This is a genomic window from Legionella jamestowniensis (assembly GCF_001467745.1).
In the GTDB taxonomy this organism is placed as follows: Bacteria; Pseudomonadota; Gammaproteobacteria; order Legionellales; family Legionellaceae; genus Tatlockia; species Tatlockia jamestowniensis.
The window spans coordinates 617909-635827 of sequence record NZ_LNYG01000013.1 but is presented as its reverse complement, the minus strand read 5'-3'; the positions used below and the strand labels follow the sequence as shown (position 1 = coordinate 635827).

The window sequence follows — 17919 nt, the reverse complement described above, 5'->3', positions numbered from 1 at the left end:
CCATGGAAAATACATGAATTATCCAGCTTCTTTTCTTGCTTACTGTGGCTCAATGAATCTTAAGTGGACTTCACTGCGCAAAAATGTTTTATTTATTTTGTGGGAAAGTAAAAAACCATTAAAAGCTTATGAGATTCTGGAAAAGCTTACGTTAACAAAACAAAATACGACTCCCCCTTCAGTTTATAGAGTGCTTGATTATTTCAGCCGGTATGGAGTAGTTCATAAAATTGAATCCATTCAATCGTATACGCTCTGCCATGAACCTGAAAAACATTTATCCTCTGAAATATTGATGGTTTGTAATCACTGCTACCAGGTTCAAGAAGTCTATGATAGTAAAATTCATATTTTGGCAAAACAGTTAACACAGAATCATCATTTTCATCTTGGACAAGAGACCATTGAATTAAAAGGGTTTTGCGAAAAATGTTGTTTAGTAATGAAACAGAAAGCGCATAGAAAATGATAAAAATTTTATTATGATCTATTGATTTCTTATATCTTATCCCCATTTACAACGAATTCTATTTTTAACCAAAGGATATCCATTTTGGAACAATATCGCGGTACAACAATTCTCTCTGTAAGGCGAGGTAATAAGGTTGTTATTGGCGGGGATGGACAAGTCACTATGGGTAATACAGTGATGAAAGGCAATGCCCGCAAAGTAAGAAGGTTATATAAAGATAAAGTCATTGCTGGTTTTGCTGGTGGTACTGCCGATGCCTTTACTTTGTTTGAACGTTTTGAGCGAAAGCTTGAGATGCATCAAGGCCATTTAGTAAGGGCTGCGGTTGAGCTCGCTAAAGATTGGCGCACTGATAAAATTTTACGCCGTTTGGAGGCCTTGTTAGCTGTTGCAGACAGTAATTCTTCTTTAATTATTACAGGCAATGGTGATGTCATTGAGCCTGAGGAAGGATTAATTGCCATCGGTTCAGGCGGCCCATTTGCTCAGTCTGCTGCACGTGCTCTATTAGAAAATACAAAACTGTCAGCCATTGAGATTGTTCGTAAGAGCCTGGCAATTGCAGGCGATATTTGTATTTATACGAATCACAATTTAACCATAGAAGAATTGGATAGCAATAGTGAATAATACAGTAATTATGACTCCTCGTGAGATAGTACAAGAATTAGATAAACATATCATTGGTCAAGATGAAGCCAAGCGGGCAGTAGCCATTGCACTTCGAAATCGCTGGCGGCGCATGCAAATTAAAGATCCCGTGTTACGCAATGAAATCATGCCTAAAAATATTTTGATGATAGGTCCAACTGGCGTAGGTAAAACAGAGATTGCCAGAAGATTGGCAAAGTTAGCGGGCGCCCCTTTCCTTAAAGTGGAAGCTACTAAATTTACCGAAGTTGGGTATGTTGGACGCGACGTTGAGGGTATCTTGCGTGACTTAATTGATATTTCTGTTAAGCAAGAACGTGAATTAGCAATGAAGAAAGTAGAGCATTTAGCGGAAGATGCGGCGGAAGAACGTGTACTTGACGTTTTATTACCGCCACCAAGAATGGGTCTAACCTCAAGCGAAAAAGACTCTTCTACTCGGCAGGTTTTCCGTAAGCAATTACGCGAAGGTGCTCTTGACAACAATGAAATTGAAATTGAATTGTCAGCCTCACAAGTTGGTGTTGAGATCATGGCGCCACCTGGCATGGAAGAGATGACAAATCAATTACAATCGATGTTCCAGCAAATTGGCTCAGGACGTACCAAGACACGTAAATTGACGATTGCCAAAGCCATGAAAATTTTGCGTGAGGAAGAGGCGGCGAAATTAATTAATGAAGAAGATATTAAAACGCGCGCCATTGAAAATGTGGAGCAAAATGGCATTGTCTTTATTGATGAATTGGATAAAGTAGCCAAGCGGGCAGAGCATGGTGGGGGCGGTGATGTCTCACGGGAAGGGGTACAACGCGATCTTTTACCGCTTGTCGAAGGAACTACGGTATCCACTAAGTACGGTATGATTCGTTCCGATCATATTTTGTTTATTGCTTCCGGGGCGTTTCATGTCGCTAAACCTTCTGATTTAATTGCTGAATTACAAGGTCGATTACCGATACGTGTTGAATTATCAGCATTAAATGTTGAAGATTTCGTTCGCATTTTAACAGAGCCAAGTGCTTCTTTAACCGAACAATATGCTGCTTTAATGGCGACTGAAGGGTTAGAGCTAACATTTGACAAAACAGGTATTCGCCGTATTGCTGAGGTAGCTTGGAAAGTGAACGAGCGTACGGAAAATATAGGGGCTCGCCGTTTATACACTGTTATGGAACGCTTACTAGAGGTTATCTCGTTTGAAGCTACGGACAGAGCAGGTGAAAAAGTTCATGTTGATGCGGCTTATGTTGAGAAACATTTAGGCAAGCTTGTCGATGATGATGATTTAACGCGCTATATTTTATAAAAAATACAATATATAAATTAAATCAGTTAGCAAGAATGTTGGGTCGAAAGCGGCCTAACTTCCTCTTGAATAACCTTTATTTAAAGACGTTATCCTTCTCACCCCCATTTATCTCTAAAGATTGTAGTAAGTGCTTTCGATCCAACGTGGAACGAGTGTGCAGTAGATAAAATTAAAAAATGATGACTTAAAAACTAAATGAAACCTACTAGAAGAATTGTGCTGCGTAATCGGAGTTCGCAAGAGAGAGTTTATTAGTCACTGTGGACTGATTTGTATTTTTTTGTAAATATTTATCGCAAAATTGTTAAGCGTTCAGGTATAATGGCAATATTTTGATAAATCTAAAGGCTATCATGATTGCTGTATTGGAAGCTTATCGTGCGGGATTGTTACAAAAACACCATTGGTTGCGTAATATTATTTCAGGGATTATTGTTGGTGTTGTTGCTCTACCACTGGCAATGGCGTTTGCCATTGCCTCAGGAGCTAAGCCTGAACAAGGTCTTTATACAGCAATTGTGGCAGGCTTATTAGTCTCAGTTTTCGGTGGTAGCCGCTTGCAAATTGCAGGTCCTACCGGCGCTTTTATTGTTATTCTGTCAGGAATTACTGCCAAATACGGTATTGATGGGCTGCAAATCGCGACCATCCTGGCAGGTATAATTTTGCTTGTCCTTGGTATCGCAAGGCTTGGTTCAGTCATTAAATTCATTCCTGATCCAGTTATCGTGGGTTTTACTGCGGGTATTGCTGTTATTATTTGGGTCGGCCAGTGGAAGGATTTTTTCGGTTTGCCAGCAGTAACCGGTGAGCATTTTCATGAAAAACTGTGGCATCTGTTGCAGGTATTCCCGCAACTTAGTTTGACAACGACTGCTTTAGCTCTTTTATCCTTATTGTTAGTAAAATATTCATTCAAATTACCGGGATTAAAACGTGTTCCTGGGCCTTTAGTGGCATTAGTGGTAGCGACAAGTTTGCAAGCTATTTTTCATTTTGAGGGGGTTGCTACAATCGGCAGTACTTTTGGCGGCATTCCCCAAGGGTTGCCAAATTTTCATTGGCCAGAGATTACCCTTACTCGCTTAAGTGAACTCATGGGACCTGCGTTTGCTATTGCAATGCTTGGAGCCATTGAATCCCTGTTATCTGCGGTGGTAGCTGACGGCATGGCAGGGACCAGGCACAATTCAAATCAAGAATTAATTGGCCAAGGTTTGGCAAATATCGCAGCCCCATTATTTGGCGGGTTTGCTGCAACTGGGGCAATTGCACGAACCGCAACCAATATCCGTAACGGTGGTAATTCTCCCTTAGCTGGAATTGTGCATACAATTACATTGCTTGTAATTATTCTTTGTCTTGCACCACTGGCAGTTCACGTTCCACTGGCAGTTCTGGCCGCAATTTTATTTGTTGTCGCCTGGAATATGAGCGAAGCAAAACATTTTATTAAAATGCTTCAACGTGCACCACGTGCTGATGTTGCTATTTTGTTGGTTACTTTCTTTTTAACCATCAGTGTTGATTTGATCATTGCGGTCTATGTAGGTGTCTTTTTGGCTATGGTGCAATTTTTACGTCGCATGGCTCGGAGTGTAGAAGTTCAGCCGGTAAAAGAAGATAAATTGCAACAGGCTATTCAGGAGCTGGGATTATCAATGCTGCCGCAAGATGTTTTGGTCTATGCAGTTGAAGGCCCTTTTTTCTTTGGGGCTGCTGAAAAATTTGAATATGCCCTGGAAAATACCCACACTGAACCTAAATTTCTAATCATCCGGTTGGGATGGGTACCCTTTATGGATATAACCGGTTTACAAACCCTGGAAGAAGTAATTGTTAATCTACACAAGCGCCATGTCCATGTCATGTTAACAGGGGTAAACCCTCAAGTGCAGGTTAAGCTGGAAAAGGCAGGAATTATTGAGCTAATAGGCAAAGAAAATGTGCTGCAAGATTTTTCTTCAGCATTACGTGTTTGTGCGCAACTACTCCATTCTCCTAAGCAGTTAATACTTAAACCGAGTCTGCATGGGATTGGCTAAAAAGCTCGGCTAAGCTAACAGACAATGTTTTTTGTAGTTCAATATCTGTCTTGCTTAATACCTGCCGCCAGGGAATTGACTGGGGTGATGCTTCTCGTTCCAACTCATCATGAGTAGGGAGCGGATAAGGTAGATGTTGGGTTAGCCAGTAAAGGCTAACCTGACTTAGGTTGCGGCTGAGCATTAACTCGTCTGTAATGGTGTTATGAATAAGGCCCGCATTCATTAATTCATTAATCATATCATCCACATTGACAGCGAAGGGCTGTGAGCTTGAATAAATCAATGCCTCACGACTTAAGCCTTCGCCTTTTTTTTGGGCAAGCCAAAGTTGGTGTAACCAAAGTAAGGCATGAGAAAATCCATCAATGGGAATTCCTGGGCGTCGTTTATAATGTACTGAAAGCGCATAACTTATTTCAGCACCCAAAAGTGTAATCACCCATACCCAATACACCCAAACAAAAAAAATCGGAACGGTTGCAAAAGCCCCATAAAGCAACTGATATGTATCATATTGGGATAAATAATAGGCAAAGGCTTGTTTGGCGGATTCAAATAAGATCGCTGCCACCACACCTCCCCACAGACCATGCACAAGCTTGACAGGACAATTAGGTACCACTACATACAAAAAAGTAAAACCAATCAGTGATAAGAAAAAAGGCACGCTGTTGAGTATAAAAGGGGGTGCCTGATGTGTTTGTACGATAGGCATTGATAACACATAAGAACTAGCGGCTAAACTTAAACCAAGCAATACAGGGCCAAGGGATAGAATGGCCCAATAAAGTAAAAAAGCAGCCACACCGCGTCTTGAAGTATGTGTTTTCCAGATTTTATTCATTGCTTTTTCTATCGTAACCATGACTAACAAAGCTGTTACAAATAAAAATGCGACCCCCCAAATGGACAATTTGGAAACTTGTGCGGAAAATTGTTGTAAATAATCCTGGATAATTTTGCCTGTTGTTGGTACAAAATTTTCAAAAATAAAATCTTGAACAGGACCTGATAAATTCTGAAACACAGGGAAGGAAGATAAAAGTGCCAACCCTACGCTCATCAGAGGGACTACAGCAAGAAGGCTGGTAAAAGCCAGGGCAGATGCTCTATACGTACAATCGTCATTAATAAAATGTTCGACCACAAATAACACAAAGCGTTTCGCTTCATGGAATTTAGTGTATGCAACAGTTTTCCAGTCCTTGAAAAGAGTAGTCATCGTATTATTCATCACCAAATTGATTTATTAGGAAAAAGATATTTTTAATGCTGCATGAGTCGAGCCAAAATTGCTAGGCTTTCAATAAGTTTCTCATCGTAGATTTAATTTTTATGTCCAAATAGATAAGTTTTTTAATTTATATACCATTGGTACAAATTATATGAAATACGTAAAACCAAAGACTAATTCATTAGATTGTATCTTACCAAATAGATGTTCATCACCTGTCTTAGGTAAAACTCCGGTATCAAATGTTCCTAAAGCAACATAATTATAGCCAACGTTTAATACCCAATTGTCATGAATAGGTTTTGAAAGACCAATCCCGGCTGACCAAACAAAACCTGACTGAGTGGTGCCTTTAAAATTATAAATCCACCCGGGTAATTGAGGGGCGTATTGGGTTGCAGTTGTTTTATTCCATGAAGTACCCGCACCTAGACTGATATAGGGAGTAATAATCTCCAGAGGTAGGCTGTAGTAGCCTCTTGCCATTAGATAATTTGATTGAATTTTTATTTTTTGGACGCCCACTACGGAGAAAAAAGAGGGAAAGAAGTATTCACGATTAAAATTACTTTGACTATTAAAGGTGGCACGAACTTCGATATGCAAGGGTATGGAAGAAAAATAAGTTCCCAATGCACAAGATCCCAAATGGATAGCAGAATGGTTACTATTTTGAATAAGTTGTGGTTGTCTCGGATTTTCAAAAATGACATTATTAACGTTTTGCGCCCCCATTCCTCCCTCTAAATTAACATAAGGGGACCAGTTATTTTTTAAAGTTGCATTGGTTATACTAGGAAAAAACAAAGATATAAAAATAGCACATAGAGACAAGTATAACGATCCGATAGACATTGTTAATTCCATTTATGTAGAAAACGTAGCAGATCATATTCTTAGGATGAGTTTAATTCGTCAATAGTAAATTCAAATTAATGTAACTTTTTGAAAAGTGGTATTCAGCCACTAATAGCTAATGAAAAAAGCATTTAGCCTTGCTATTTTTATCAGGGTATGTTGACATTTTCTCTCAGAAAAATAAGGAATAAAAAAGATGTTGACTCTTTATCATAACCCACGCTGTTCTAAATCGCGTGCTTGCTTGCAATTATTGCAAGAAGCCTCTATTCCTGTAACCGTGGTAGATTATACGCGTCAAGGTTTGTCCTATGAACTCTTGGAGCACTTTGCAGATAAATTAAGCCTGGATACTATAATTCGAAAAAATGAGGCTATCTATAAGGAATTAAATTTGTCTGCGGCAGACAAAAAGACAGTTTTGCGTGCGGTGATAAACCATCCACAGCTTTTGCAAAGACCCATTGCCGTTTTAGGTGAAAAAATGGTTCTGGCACGTCCCCCTGAAAAAATAGGGGAGCTTGTTCATGAGTAAACCTTATATACTTGTTCTATACTATTCGCGTCATGGTGCTACAGCACAACTTGCTCAGTATATTGCTCGAGGAGTCGAGGCGGTTGAAGGTGTTGAAGCACGATTACGTACGGTTCCCCCCGTTTCACCAACTTGTGAGGCAGTGGACAAGACTATCCCTGACAGTGGTGCGATTTATGTTACTTTGGATGATTTACGCGATTGTCATGGGTTGGCACTTGGTAGCCCAACGCGCTTTGGCAATATGGCATCCCCTTTGAAATACTTTTTAGATACAACAACACCCTTATGGCTTGCTGGCGATTTGGTAGATAAACCTGCCTGTGTTTTTTCCTCTACGGCGTCCATGCATGGTGGTCAGGAAACAACGTTGGTTAGTATGATATTACCCTTATTACACCATGGAATGATGATAATAGGTTTGCCTTATACAGAACCTGCGCTCAATACCACGCAAACCGGGGGGACACCGTATGGGGTAACTCATGTAGCAGGGGCTTTAAGCAACAATCCTTTGAGTCAGGATGAGATTTCGCTGGCTAAACAACTAGGAAAACGGTTGGCAACAGTTAGTTTGCGGACAGCTTTATAATTGTAATTACTTGTAATTGCAAAAAAGAGTCAGTAAGGTGACTATTTTTTCTTTTAGGTGAAGTAGTGAAAGTAATTACTTTTAATGCAAATGGAATTCGGTCTGCCGCACGAAATGGGTTTTATGATTGGCTAGCCGAGCAAGATGTCGATTTTGTTTGCATTCAGGAAACAAAAGCTCAAATGAGTGAAAGCGCAGATGAACTTTTTTATCCTAAGGGGTATTTTTGTGAATATTATGACGCGCAAAAAAAAGGATACAGTGGTGTTGCAATTTACGCACGCCATAAACCATTACGAATAATAAAAGGATTGGGGTTTGATTATTGTGATAATGAAGGCCGATACCTGCAATTTGATTATCCTAATTTGAGTGTAATTTCTCTTTATCTCCCTTCGGGTACAAGTGGTGAAGTTCGTCAGGCAGTTAAGTTTGATTTTTTGGAGCGTTTTGCCAAACATTTGCTAAGCTTGAAAAATGAGGGGCGTGAATTAATTCTTTGTGGTGATTATAATATTGCCCATAAGAAAATTGATTTAAAAAATTGGCGTGGAAATCAAAAAAATTCAGGATTTCTGCCTGAAGAAAGAGCCTGGATGGATCAGTTATTTGATTCTATGGGGTTTATTGACGCATTCCGTGTTGTGAATCAGGAAGAAGGACAATATACGTGGTGGTCCTATCGTAGTCCAACCGCTCGTGAAAAAAACGTGGGTTGGAGAATTGATTATCAAGTAATAACACCGGGATTAACAAATAGTGTGAAGCAGGCTATAGTATATCGCGATACGCGTTGGTCTGATCATGCGCCATTAATGATTGAATACGCAGGGGATTGGTATGCTTAAGATCGCGAGCTGGAATGTTAATTCTATTAAAATACGTCTTGAGCATGTATTGAATTGGTTGCAATCCACCGACATTGATATTCTAGCAATGCAGGAAACGAAGCTAGTTGATGAGCTCTTTCCCGCAAATATATTTACTGAGTTGGGCTTTCATGTGACTTTTGCTGGCCAAAAAAGTTATAACGGCGTGGCCCTTGTTAGCAGGCATCCCATTTCAGATATTATTAAAGATCTTCCTGATTTCGAAGACTCCCAGAGGCGCGTACTGGCTGCAACGATTGGCGACATTCGTTTAATCAATCTCTATGTGCCTAATGGTTCAGAATTGGCATCTGAAAAATATTCTTACAAGCTGACCTGGCTAGAAAAAACGAAAGCATTTATTAAACAACAATTAAGCTTATACCCCAAATTAGTGGTTTTGGGTGATTTCAATATTGCACCTGAAGATAAAGACGTGCATGATCCATTAGAATGGCAAAATTGCGTGATGGTTAGTCCAGCAGAAAGACAAGCTTTTGCAGACTTGTTAGCTTTAGGATTGACAGACAGTTTTCGCAATTTTCCTCAGGAAGAGCAGTCTTTTACTTGGTGGGATTATCGAGCAGGGGCTTTTAGGCGTAATCGAGGCTTACGTATTGACCATGTGTTATTAAGTGCTGAATTAAATTGTTTATGTACTTCTTCAAATATCGATAAAATCCCTCGTAAATGGGAGCGACCTTCTGATCATGCGCCTGTCTGGATTGAAATTTCAAATTAGGCAAGAAATTAATAAAAATAAGGAAATAATTCAATGAATAAAATAATAGCCAGCGGAATGTTAGGGTTGTTAACTTGCTTCTTTACCGTGCCAGGTTTTGCTGAAACAGCCGAAGAAGTATTAACAATGGGAAAGATTACCTCAGCTGCCACACAACAATCCATGACCCCCAAAGAAGCGCTCCAACGCTTAAAAGAGGGTAATCAGCGTTTTTTAAGTCAAACAAAACTAAGCCGTGATTATCTTGCACAAGCGAAACGTTCCTCTTATGGACAATTTCCCTGGGCAGTTGTTTTAAATTGTATGGATTCACGCTCTGTACCTGAGTTGTTTTTTGACCAGGGGCTAGCTGATTTATTTATTTTGCGGGTTGCTGGAAACGTTTTAAATGAAGATATTTTAGGGAGTCTGGAGTTTGCAACAAAAGCGGCAGGTTCGCGTTTAATTGTGGTGCTAGGACATACCTCTTGTGGTGCTGTAGCGGGCGCATGTAATGATGTAAGTCTAGGACATTTGGACCATGTACTGGACAAAATAAAACCGGTTGTTGGTCCTACAGAAAAAGAAACAGGCATTAAAGATTGTTCAAAACCAGAGTTAATTAATGCTATTGCTAAAAATAATGCATTAAATGTTGCGCGCGAAATTCGGGAACAAAGTCCTATCATTCGCAATCTGCTCGACAAAGGTCAAATTGGTATTGTGGCTGGGGTTCATGATTTAAGAACAGGAAAAGTAACGTTTTTTGAAGAAGAGCGGCTGATACCTTCTACCCAGAAAAATCAAAATCAACCTACTTCGAATAGGTAGGAAAACCATAAAAACGTCATTCTGAACGAAGTGAAGAATCCTCTCAATGTGGTTCGGATTTTATTTCAAGGGGATTCTTCATGCGGCTCACGCTGCATTCAGGGTGACACCGTTTTTGTTTATATTTCGGTGAAAGTATGATTTTGCTCCAATGCCTGCCAAGAGAAATTGATCTATAATTGAAAATCTGATAATGTTGCGCGTCTTGTATAAGAGTATGGTGCCTGACATGCGTTCAGGTGGCGATACTCGTTTAACTTTAGAGAGTGGTATTTATGAAAACGTCTATTCATCCCGAGTATAAAGCGATTAATGTGACCTGCAGTTGTGGCCATACTTTTGAAACTCGCTCAACTTTAACTCAGGACTTAACCATTGAAGTCTGTGCAAATTGCCATCCATTTTACACAGGAAAACAGAAACTGGTAGATACTGGTGGTCGAGTTCAGAAATTCCGTGACCGTTATAATCTTAAAAAAGATAAGGCGAAGTAATTATCTATCATTTCAATTAACGGTTAATGAAAAATGTTACAGGCGCAACAAAAGTGCGCCTTTTTTTTTCAAAATGACTGTTCATCGTTAACATTTTTCTATATGATTTTTCGCCGAGATGTACCAAAGAGAGTAAATATTTTGGATAAAGATGTATTAAAAGAACGCGCATTGGAATACCATGAATTCCCTATACCAGGGAAACTGGCTGTTCATGTCACTAAATCCACCAATTCGCAAGATGATTTATCACTTGCTTATACACCTGGTGTGGCTGCGCCTGTTCTTGCTATTGCTGAAAATCCTGAAAACGCGTTTCGCTACACCAGTAAAGGAAATCTAGTCGCTGTTATGACAAATGGAACAGCCGTACTTGGTCTGGGGGATGTGGGACCTTTGGCCAGTAAACCCGTAATGGAAGGTAAAGCTGTATTATTTAAACGTTTTGCCGATATCGATGTTTTTGATATAGAGGTTGACGCAGAGGACTCCCAAGCGTTTATCGCTACAGCAAAGCGGATAGCTCCCACATTTGGCGGTATAAATCTTGAAGATATAAAAGCCCCTGAGTGTTTTGAGATTGAGCACGCTTTAATCGAACAGTTAAATATTCCAGTTTTCCACGATGATCAACATGGCACAGCAATTGTAGTTGCCGCTGGTTTGCTCAATGCACTTGAGTTGCAGCAAAAGAAACTTTCTGAGGTCAATATTGTTTGTATTGGCGCGGGTGCTGCAGGCATCGCCTCTATGCGCCTGCTTGTTGCTTTAGGTGCTGATAAAGAAAAGATGTTACTTTTGGATAGTAAAGGCGTTATTCATTCTGGACGAACAGATCTAAACCCTTATAAATTTGCTTTTGCTCGAAAAACTGAGCGCCGTACACTTGCAGATGCTTTGCAAGATGCGGATGTGTTTATTGGAGTAGCCAAACCTGACCTTCTCAATGCCGATCTGTTGAAACTCATGGCTCCAAAACCAGTTATTTTTGCACTATCGAATCCTGATCCGGAAATACGTCCGGAAATTGCTCACAAGGTGCGTGATGATTTAATCATTGCAACAGGACGTAGCGATTTTCCTAACCAGGTTAATAATGTACTTTGTTTTCCCTATATCTTTCGCGGAGCGCTAGATGTTCGTGCTACATGCATTAATCAATCAATGCAGATTGCTGCTGTTGAAGCGATCCGTCAACTGGTACAAGAACCAGTGCCTCAAATTGTTAAGGACAATTACCCTGGTGTAACAAACTGGGAATTTGGACCCCATTATATTATCCCCAAACCTATAGACCCTCGCCTGAAGGAAAGGGTCGCGCTTGCTGTTGCCAAAGCAGCCATAGCAAGTGGTGTCAGCCGGTCTGTTTCGCCTGCCGATTAAATCAGCCGTGCTTAACCCTAGAAGAAATGAAGGAGCTCATTTTGTATAGTAAAAATGAAAGACATTATATGTTGATGGCCTGGGCGATTTGCGCTCTAGGTGCTGTATACTACAGTTATGAATATTTTTTACGTATTTCACCTAGTGTTATGGAACATGCACTGCGTGATCATTTTAATTTATCAGCCACTGGTTTTGGTTTGCTTTCGGCATTTTATTATTATGCTTATGTCCCCTTGCAGTTACCTGTTGGCGTTCTTTTAGATCGCTATGGCCCCAGACTTTTAATCACATTGGCCTGTCTTGTTTGTGTCGTAGGTACTTTTATTTTTGCTAGTACGACTGTTTTCTGGATTGCGGCGCTAGGACGTTTTTTAGTCGGTTTTGGTTCTGCTTTTGCCTTCGTTGGTGTTCTCAAATTAGCTACTATTTGGTTACCTGAAGACAAATTAGCCATGGTTTCGGGTATGGCCGCTGCTTTGGGCACTATTGGCGCTATGATTGGCGATAATTTATTGGGAAGCCTTGTCATAAGGATTGGCTGGCGGGAAACGGTGAATTTAACGGCTTTCTTTGGTATTGGTTTGGCTTTCATCTTGTGGTTTGGAATTAGGGACAAAAAAAGTCATCAACGTAAAAGCAGTACAGTTGATAATTTTAAAAAGAGTATGATTGATCTAGGAATTATTGCTAAAAATAAGCAAATCTGGATCAATGGCTTGTTTGGTTGCTTGGTTTATCTACCGACCACAGTATTTGCAGAACTATGGGGTATACCTTATTTAAAGCATGCTCACAGCCTTACCCCCGAAGCTGCTGATTTTGCGAACTCTTTATTATTCTTGGGCTTTACTATTGGCGCACCTCTAATGGGCTATGTCTCTGACAAAATAAAACGTCGTAAAGCGCCTATGTTGTTTGGTGCCACAGGAGCAGGCATTATAATGATGATAATTCTTTATTTGCCTGGATTATCCTCAATGCATGTTAATATGCTTATGTTTGTTTTAGGTTTGCTTTATAGTGTGCAGTGTATCGTTTTTGCAGTAGGCCGCGAGTTAAGCCCAAATGAAGCTGCGGGGACTGCTATGGCGATGACAAATATGATCGTCATGCTCGGTGCCATGTTTTTACAGCCTTTGGTAGGACGTTTGCTCGACTTAAGTTTATCAAGTCATTTAGCCAATATCCCTTTGCAAGACATTCCTGTCGATAAATTACAGCAAATGTATACAGCAGATGATTACCAGTTCGCGTTATCGATTATTCCTATAGGAATTATTATCGCTGCAATATTAACCTTTTTCCTTAAAGAAACTTATGCTAATGCAGATAACTAATAATATTACTATCAGTAGAAGACAAGCGCTATTCGGCAGCTTGATGTGTGCAGTAGGGGCTTTCTTTTATTGTTATGAATTTGTTTTAAGAATTATTCCTGGTGCTCTTCAAAGCGAGTTAAGTGCAGCGTTTGGCCATATTTCGGCAACGACATTTGGCCAGCTTTCAGCCCTTTATTATTTTGCTTACTCACCCATGCAGTTACCTGTAGGTATGCTCATGGACCGCTATGGGCCTCGTCGTTTATTGACGTTCGCCTGCCTTTGTTGTGCCTTGGGTTCCTGGATGTTTACCATCACCTCCTCCATGTTCATTGCTGGTAGTGGACGTTTTCTGGTGGGCTTTGGGTCATCGTTTGCTTTTGTCGGGGTTTTATCACTCGCTTTGCATTGGTTGCCAAGACAGTATTTTTCATTGGTGGCGGGATTAATAACGACTTTGGGGATGTTAGGGCTTGTTTATGGTGAAGTTAAGATTACCGATATAGCAATTACTATGGGATGGCACCATGTGCTAAATCTTATGGTAGTTATTGGTGCTGTTTTAACGTTCGTCACTTTCTTTATCGTTCGTGATGGACCTGAAGGGCATTCTTCTCATAAATATGCTTTACCAGAGTTTTTTTCGAATGTCTGGTCAGTCTTAACCTCGCCGCAGGTTTGGCTAATTGGTTTTGTGGGGGCCTGTTTGTATACTTCACTCTCTGTGTTTGGCGAGCTATGGGGTAAGAGTTATTTGGAGCAGGCGCATCACTTAACAAAAGTTGAAGCAGCTAGAACAGTTTCCGCTATGTTTTTAGGTTGGGCCGTGGGTGCACCCGTAGCGGGATATTTATCTGATCGTAGTGGCCGTCGCGTTCTTCCTTTAACAATCGGGGCCGTTTTAGCTTTTATTTGCATAAGCTTCGTTCTTTATTACCCAGGGCTATCGTATTTTTGGTTAAATGTTCTCCTGTTTTTATACGGAGCATTCAGTGCAACAGAAATTATTGTCTTTATTATGGGTAAAGAAAACAGCGGGGCAAAATTGTCTGGAACTGTTTTCGCTGCAGTTAACATGATAGTTACCTTAGGTGGTGTAGTATTCCAACCACTCGTTGGTAAACTTTTGGATACCTTTGGTGATAGAGGCATTGTTGGTGGCGAATATATTTATACGGTTGTCGATTACCAAATTGCCCTTTCCATTTTACCTATCTCATTACTTGTTGTGACTATCCTTGCTTTCTTTATGAAAGATGTTAAAGCAACGCATTAAAAAGGAAGGATAACCTCATTTACAATGAGGTTATCCTTCCAGTCAAAGCAGGTTTACTGGACTAATTCCAGAGCTCTCCTTGCAATGCGATATTAAAGCAGCCTTAATAAGAATTGGTGATATTAATACCAAATGCAATTTGCAATAAATAACGTACCTTATCCATCACAAACAGGGTATAATCAGGAAAAAATAAAAAAGAGACCCTATGAATTTCCTCGATGAGCAAAATTCAAAAAATCGAAAGTTTGTGATAGATAAGATTTTCCATCCTCTTGATGTTCATTTTGACACCAATTCACTTTCAGCATGGTTGTCCTATTATTACACAGTGCATGTGAAGGGGGCTCCTGAAAAAACTGAACAAGCAAAAATGAAAGACTTGTCTAAATTTATAAATTTCTTTCAAATGGAAGTAGGGCATGACTTGGTTGATAGTTGGACACCGGCTGTAAGCAAGCATTTTCAAAAGCATTTATGTAAAACAATTTCCGAGAAAACGGGAAAACCTTACAAAGCTACATCAATAAATAGAACGATGGCAACAATTCGCCACGTAGGTCGCTGGTTTCATCAACAGCGACCTTTGTTAGCTGGTGACCCATTAGCCCAAGTCAAAGATTTACAGACAGATGCACCTGATTGGAATGGATTAACATCTCGCCAATTAATGAGACTGAAATCTGCTTGTGAGCAACGGATTAAAAGCTGTACTCGCAAGAGTCAAAATCCATTAATGGAGACGGCACTTTTTTATTTATTATTAGGCACGGGTCTTCGTGAATCCGAAGTGGTTTCATTAAATGTTGGGCAATACCGCCTAAAGGGCTTATGTGATGTACTGCGCCATAAGTCAAAACGTATCAGTCAAAAAATTCCTTTGCCGCAAGAAAGTAGGGTGTATCTAGATCAATATCTAGAAAAAAGAGATGCCCAAGAAGATGAACCATTATTTATTACGCGCTATGGGACACGCTTGCAAACGTTAGATGTTTATAGAATATGCCAGCGAGTTTTAAAACAGGCTTTAGCTTTTTTGCCTGAGAATGAGAAATTTGAATTTACTCCACATAAATTGAGGCATACCTTTTTAAAAAAAGTCACCGATAAACATGGGGTGCATTTTGCTCAAGAACTTAGTGGAAATGTTTCAATTAAAGAAATTTTTCGTTATGCCAAACCCAGCGCAGAAGAGATTCAAGAAACATTAGAGAATTTATTCGCTTAATTTTATTGAACAAATTGTTTATAAGAAGGATACCTATTATCCCTTTTATCACGAAGAGCTTCACATATTATTCCATGAATAATGGAGCAGATAGCTCTGCAAGAAAGATTTATTATATCGGTTTCTTCTTTAATTGTTTCAATTTCAGAAATTATAGATTTAATCCAATCACTGTTAACTAGCATCTTTAAACCATTTAAAACATTATAATTAGGATTATGTGCTAATTTATTTCTCATATTATTAATTGTTTTGATTTCATTATATAAAAAGCCTATTCCGCTGTCTGAGGCGCTGCATAAATAAAGTTTAAGGTCGAAATTAAGGCGTTGTTTAGGTATCTTAAAATTGTTTGGAAGTAATATATCTAAGTATTTATCTAAAAAATGCTCAATGGCCATATGGGATAATAGGATGGTCTCTCTAATTGGTGATTTTGATAAATGTATTTCATCGAAATTTTTTGCAAATTCTTTATTGTCAGATTCCTCTTCATTCATGCTTCTTAGCATTTTAGCAATAAGATATATTTTTTGATCTTCTGACAAGCCAGTTATCTTAAACTTCGCCAGATACCTGTTTTTGGTTTCCTCATCCTTAATTATTTTCAATATATATTTTTTGATATCCATTTCATCTAGCTCTTGGCTTTTTTTAATTAATGTTTCTTTAAATTTATGAGAATTCCATAATCCTTATAAATTTATAGTAAACATACTTTTTACTCAATTTTCAAAAAAAATTAAAATTTAAAAAAAAGATTTATTAAATAAAGTAGACTCTAGACTTGACTGCTATAGCAATCTTTACTATAGTAAAAATTACTATAGTAGAGTCACATAATGAAAATAATAAAAACCAAACTATTTACTAAATGGGCAAATAAAAATGAAGTGAGTGACACTGCGTTAATCTTAGCAGGTAAAGAAATCAGAGATGGTAAATTCGAGGCAAATTATGGTGGAGGAATTCTAAAAAAAAGAATAGCAACCAAAGGAAGGGGCAAGAGTGGTAGTGTCAGAACAATTGTAGCATTTAAAAAAGGTACGAATTGTTTTTTTGTTTATGGATTTGAGAAAAATGCCAAAAGTAATATTTCAGCGAATGAGGAAAAAGCATTGAAATTAGTTGCTAAATCATTATTTGATTATTCTGAATCTGAAATTTTAAATCTAATAAAAGAAGGTGTATTAGTGGAGGTTGAGCAATGAGTAAAAGCGATATTATTAATACAATGCTTGAAACAGCCAAAGATTTAAGAATGAATCCAGTTACAATTAGAGAAATTGAATCATTAAATTTGGATGAGGTAAAAATTCTTGAGGCTGCTGAAATAAAGCAAATGCGTATTAAAGAAAAATTAAGTCAATCAGTTATGGCTAGAATATTAAATGTTACTCCTTCCACTTATCAAAAATGGGAAAGAGGTGAAGTACGTCCAAGAGGAGCTAACCTTAAATTATTACGTTTAGCGCATGATCATGGCATAAAATATATAATGTCTTAAAGACTTATATTGAAATTTAACTTTTTTGGTGAGTATAGTTAATGAATAGCTATGTTGGTCAAATAAAATCGTTAATTTCAAAAAAATTAGACACCTCAATTGTCGTTCACTTGTTAAGCCAATAAACGGATAATAGATACATTTCTTAAAAATTATAAAATTCAATTTGAAGAGATCAGAGAAGACCACCAAGAAATAATTAAGGATTTGAATCAACGTAGAGAAGATTTTGAAAAAGAGATAGCATCTCAAAATGATAACATTAAAAAAGAAATTGCAACTCAAACCGATGCTTTTAAAGAGGTTATCGAAAGTTCAAAACAGCAAGCTAAAGAATTAGAGAAAATATACAGAACTAAGCTTTCACTTGAAGCACCCGTAACCTATTGGAAAGACAAGCAAAAAGCACATAAAAGAAACATGTTGCTATTTGGAGGTTTAACCGTTATTACAACTATTGGTTTTATTTTACTATTTTTTCAATTTTCTAATTTATTCAATAGTGAAGCGTCTATTCAAGTTCCATTTTTGCCAAATACCTATACTCCGCTTTGGATCATGTCTAAGCTATTATTAATTTCTTTTA

General features: G+C 38.6%; 20 protein-coding genes. 17 read left to right on the top strand and 3 right to left on the bottom strand.

What is annotated here, in order from left to right; translation table 11 throughout:
• Nucleotides 1-13 precede the first annotated feature (13 nt).
• The 4 genes from Ljam_RS07215 (at nucleotide 14) to Ljam_RS07200 (ending at nucleotide 4480) form a co-directional block, all read left to right on the top strand.
• On the top strand, nucleotides 14-469 hold the full coding sequence (locus Ljam_RS07215; RefSeq protein WP_058449442.1) for a Fur family transcriptional regulator: 456 nt from the start codon (nucleotides 14-16) through the stop codon (nucleotides 467-469).
• Between the two features lie 84 nt (nucleotides 470-553).
• Nucleotides 554-1102: an ATP-dependent protease subunit HslV gene (gene hslV / locus Ljam_RS07210; protein ID WP_058449441.1), complete on the top strand. Its 549-nt coding sequence runs from the start codon at nucleotides 554-556 to the stop codon at nucleotides 1100-1102.
• Nucleotides 1103-1112: 10 nt separating this feature from the next.
• The gene (gene hslU, locus Ljam_RS07205) at nucleotides 1113-2432 is read left to right on the top strand and encodes an ATP-dependent protease ATPase subunit HslU (RefSeq protein ID WP_058450759.1); all 1320 of its coding nucleotides are present in this window, start codon (nucleotides 1113-1115) and stop codon (nucleotides 2430-2432) included.
• A 356-nt stretch (nucleotides 2433-2788) separates the two neighbouring features.
• A complete protein-coding gene (locus tag Ljam_RS07200) occupies nucleotides 2789-4480 on the top strand; it encodes a SulP family inorganic anion transporter (protein WP_082651599.1) in 1692 nt (563 codons plus the stop codon).
• Here Ljam_RS07200 and Ljam_RS07195 read toward each other — a convergent pair.
• Together Ljam_RS07195 and Ljam_RS07190 are read right to left on the bottom strand one after the other, a co-directional pair.
• Nucleotides 4452-5705, bottom strand: coding sequence for a YihY family inner membrane protein (locus tag Ljam_RS07195; RefSeq protein ID WP_058449440.1), 1254 nt, complete (start codon nucleotides 5703-5705; stop codon nucleotides 4452-4454). The genes Ljam_RS07200 and Ljam_RS07195 overlap by 29 nt on opposite strands.
• Nucleotides 5706-5864: 159 nt before the next feature.
• Nucleotides 5865-6572, bottom strand: a complete 708-nt coding sequence (locus Ljam_RS07190) for an outer membrane protein (protein WP_058449439.1) — start codon at nucleotides 6570-6572, stop codon at nucleotides 5865-5867.
• 199 nt (nucleotides 6573-6771) lie between these two features.
• On the opposite strand from Ljam_RS07190, the gene Ljam_RS07185 reads away from it, so the two are divergent.
• From Ljam_RS07185 to Ljam_RS07140, 10 genes are all read left to right on the top strand, one after another.
• Nucleotides 6772-7110, top strand: a complete 339-nt coding sequence (locus Ljam_RS07185; RefSeq protein ID WP_058449438.1) for an ArsC/Spx/MgsR family protein — start codon at nucleotides 6772-6774, stop codon at nucleotides 7108-7110.
• Entirely contained in the window at nucleotides 7103-7702 is a 600-nt protein-coding gene (gene wrbA / locus Ljam_RS07180; protein ID WP_058449437.1) for an NAD(P)H:quinone oxidoreductase, read from the top strand. The genes Ljam_RS07185 and wrbA overlap by 8 nt, the downstream gene beginning before the upstream one ends.
• A gap of 65 nt (nucleotides 7703-7767) precedes the next feature.
• Nucleotides 7768-8550 (top strand): exodeoxyribonuclease III, encoded by a 783-nt coding sequence (locus tag Ljam_RS07175; protein ID WP_058449436.1) that lies wholly within the window; start codon nucleotides 7768-7770, stop codon nucleotides 8548-8550.
• Nucleotides 8543-9313, top strand: coding sequence for an exodeoxyribonuclease III (xth, locus tag Ljam_RS07170; protein WP_058449435.1), 771 nt, complete (start codon nucleotides 8543-8545; stop codon nucleotides 9311-9313). Before Ljam_RS07175 ends, xth begins: the two co-directional genes overlap by 8 nt.
• A 33-nt stretch (nucleotides 9314-9346) precedes the next feature.
• Nucleotides 9347-10123, top strand: coding sequence for a carbonic anhydrase family protein (locus Ljam_RS07165; protein ID WP_058449434.1), 777 nt, complete (start codon nucleotides 9347-9349; stop codon nucleotides 10121-10123).
• 275 nt (nucleotides 10124-10398) lie between these two features.
• Nucleotides 10399-10617: a 50S ribosomal protein L31 gene (gene rpmE, locus Ljam_RS07160; RefSeq protein ID WP_058449433.1), complete on the top strand. Its 219-nt coding sequence runs from the start codon at nucleotides 10399-10401 to the stop codon at nucleotides 10615-10617.
• Between the two features lie 141 nt (nucleotides 10618-10758).
• The gene (locus Ljam_RS07155; protein WP_058450758.1) at nucleotides 10759-12000 is read left to right on the top strand and encodes a malic enzyme-like NAD(P)-binding protein; all 1242 of its coding nucleotides are present in this window, start codon (nucleotides 10759-10761) and stop codon (nucleotides 11998-12000) included.
• Nucleotides 12001-12041: 41 nt separating this feature from the next.
• Nucleotides 12042-13340 carry an MFS transporter gene (locus tag Ljam_RS07150; RefSeq protein WP_058449432.1) on the top strand — a complete coding sequence of 433 codons (1299 nt, stop codon included), beginning with the start codon at nucleotides 12042-12044 and terminating at the stop codon, nucleotides 13338-13340.
• Nucleotides 13327-14598 (top strand): MFS transporter, encoded by a 1272-nt coding sequence (locus tag Ljam_RS07145; protein ID WP_074881791.1) that lies wholly within the window; start codon nucleotides 13327-13329, stop codon nucleotides 14596-14598. Before Ljam_RS07150 ends, Ljam_RS07145 begins: the two co-directional genes overlap by 14 nt.
• A 208-nt stretch (nucleotides 14599-14806) precedes the next feature.
• Nucleotides 14807-15826 (top strand): tyrosine-type recombinase/integrase, encoded by a 1020-nt coding sequence (locus Ljam_RS07140; RefSeq protein ID WP_058449430.1) that lies wholly within the window; start codon nucleotides 14807-14809, stop codon nucleotides 15824-15826.
• 2 nt (nucleotides 15827-15828) lie between these two features.
• Here the strand turns inward: Ljam_RS07140 and Ljam_RS07135 are convergent, their stop codons facing one another.
• Nucleotides 15829-16458: a hypothetical protein gene (locus Ljam_RS07135; RefSeq protein WP_058449429.1), complete on the bottom strand. Its 630-nt coding sequence runs from the start codon at nucleotides 16456-16458 to the stop codon at nucleotides 15829-15831.
• A gap of 210 nt (nucleotides 16459-16668) precedes the next feature.
• Between Ljam_RS07135 and Ljam_RS07130 the strand changes: the two genes are divergently transcribed.
• The 3 genes from Ljam_RS07130 to Ljam_RS07120 all read left to right on the top strand — a co-directional run.
• Nucleotides 16669-17037, top strand: coding sequence for a type II toxin-antitoxin system RelE/ParE family toxin (locus tag Ljam_RS07130; protein WP_082651597.1), 369 nt, complete (start codon nucleotides 16669-16671; stop codon nucleotides 17035-17037).
• Nucleotides 17034-17333, top strand: a complete 300-nt coding sequence (locus tag Ljam_RS07125; protein WP_058449427.1) for a helix-turn-helix domain-containing protein — start codon at nucleotides 17034-17036, stop codon at nucleotides 17331-17333. Before Ljam_RS07130 ends, Ljam_RS07125 begins: the two co-directional genes overlap by 4 nt.
• A 207-nt stretch (nucleotides 17334-17540) precedes the next feature.
• Nucleotides 17541-17919: DUF6161 domain-containing protein (locus tag Ljam_RS07120; RefSeq protein WP_193786984.1), on the top strand; the 379-nt coding region annotated here is incomplete at its 3' end.

What these genes read in the sequence shown, in the direction of transcription:
- Ljam_RS07215 (WP_058449442.1), top strand. Translation starts at nt 14, where the DNA reads ATGAATTATCCAGCTTCTTTTCTTGCTTACTGTGGCTCAATGAATCTT.
- hslU (WP_058450759.1), top strand. Translation starts at nt 1,113, where the DNA reads ATGACTCCTCGTGAGATAGTACAAGAATTAGATAAACATATCATTGGT.
- Ljam_RS07200 (WP_082651599.1), top strand. Translation starts at nt 2,789, where the DNA reads ATGATTGCTGTATTGGAAGCTTATCGTGCGGGATTGTTACAAAAACAC.
- Ljam_RS07195 (WP_058449440.1), bottom strand. Translation starts at nt 5,705, where the DNA reads ATGACTACTCTTTTCAAGGACTGGAAAACTGTTGCATACACTAAATTC.
- Ljam_RS07190 (WP_058449439.1), bottom strand. Translation starts at nt 6,572, where the DNA reads ATGTCTATCGGATCGTTATACTTGTCTCTATGTGCTATTTTTATATCT.
- Ljam_RS07185 (WP_058449438.1), top strand. Translation starts at nt 6,772, where the DNA reads ATGTTGACTCTTTATCATAACCCACGCTGTTCTAAATCGCGTGCTTGC.
- wrbA (WP_058449437.1), top strand. Translation starts at nt 7,103, where the DNA reads ATGAGTAAACCTTATATACTTGTTCTATACTATTCGCGTCATGGTGCT.
- xth (WP_058449435.1), top strand. Translation starts at nt 8,543, where the DNA reads ATGCTTAAGATCGCGAGCTGGAATGTTAATTCTATTAAAATACGTCTT.
- Ljam_RS07165 (WP_058449434.1), top strand. Translation starts at nt 9,347, where the DNA reads ATGAATAAAATAATAGCCAGCGGAATGTTAGGGTTGTTAACTTGCTTC.
- rpmE (WP_058449433.1), top strand. Translation starts at nt 10,399, where the DNA reads ATGAAAACGTCTATTCATCCCGAGTATAAAGCGATTAATGTGACCTGC.
- Ljam_RS07145 (WP_074881791.1), top strand. Translation starts at nt 13,327, where the DNA reads ATGCAGATAACTAATAATATTACTATCAGTAGAAGACAAGCGCTATTC.
- Ljam_RS07140 (WP_058449430.1), top strand. Translation starts at nt 14,807, where the DNA reads ATGAATTTCCTCGATGAGCAAAATTCAAAAAATCGAAAGTTTGTGATA.
- Ljam_RS07135 (WP_058449429.1), bottom strand. Translation starts at nt 16,458, where the DNA reads ATGGATATCAAAAAATATATATTGAAAATAATTAAGGATGAGGAAACC.
- Ljam_RS07130 (WP_082651597.1), top strand. Translation starts at nt 16,669, where the DNA reads ATGAAAATAATAAAAACCAAACTATTTACTAAATGGGCAAATAAAAAT.
- Ljam_RS07125 (WP_058449427.1), top strand. Translation starts at nt 17,034, where the DNA reads ATGAGTAAAAGCGATATTATTAATACAATGCTTGAAACAGCCAAAGAT.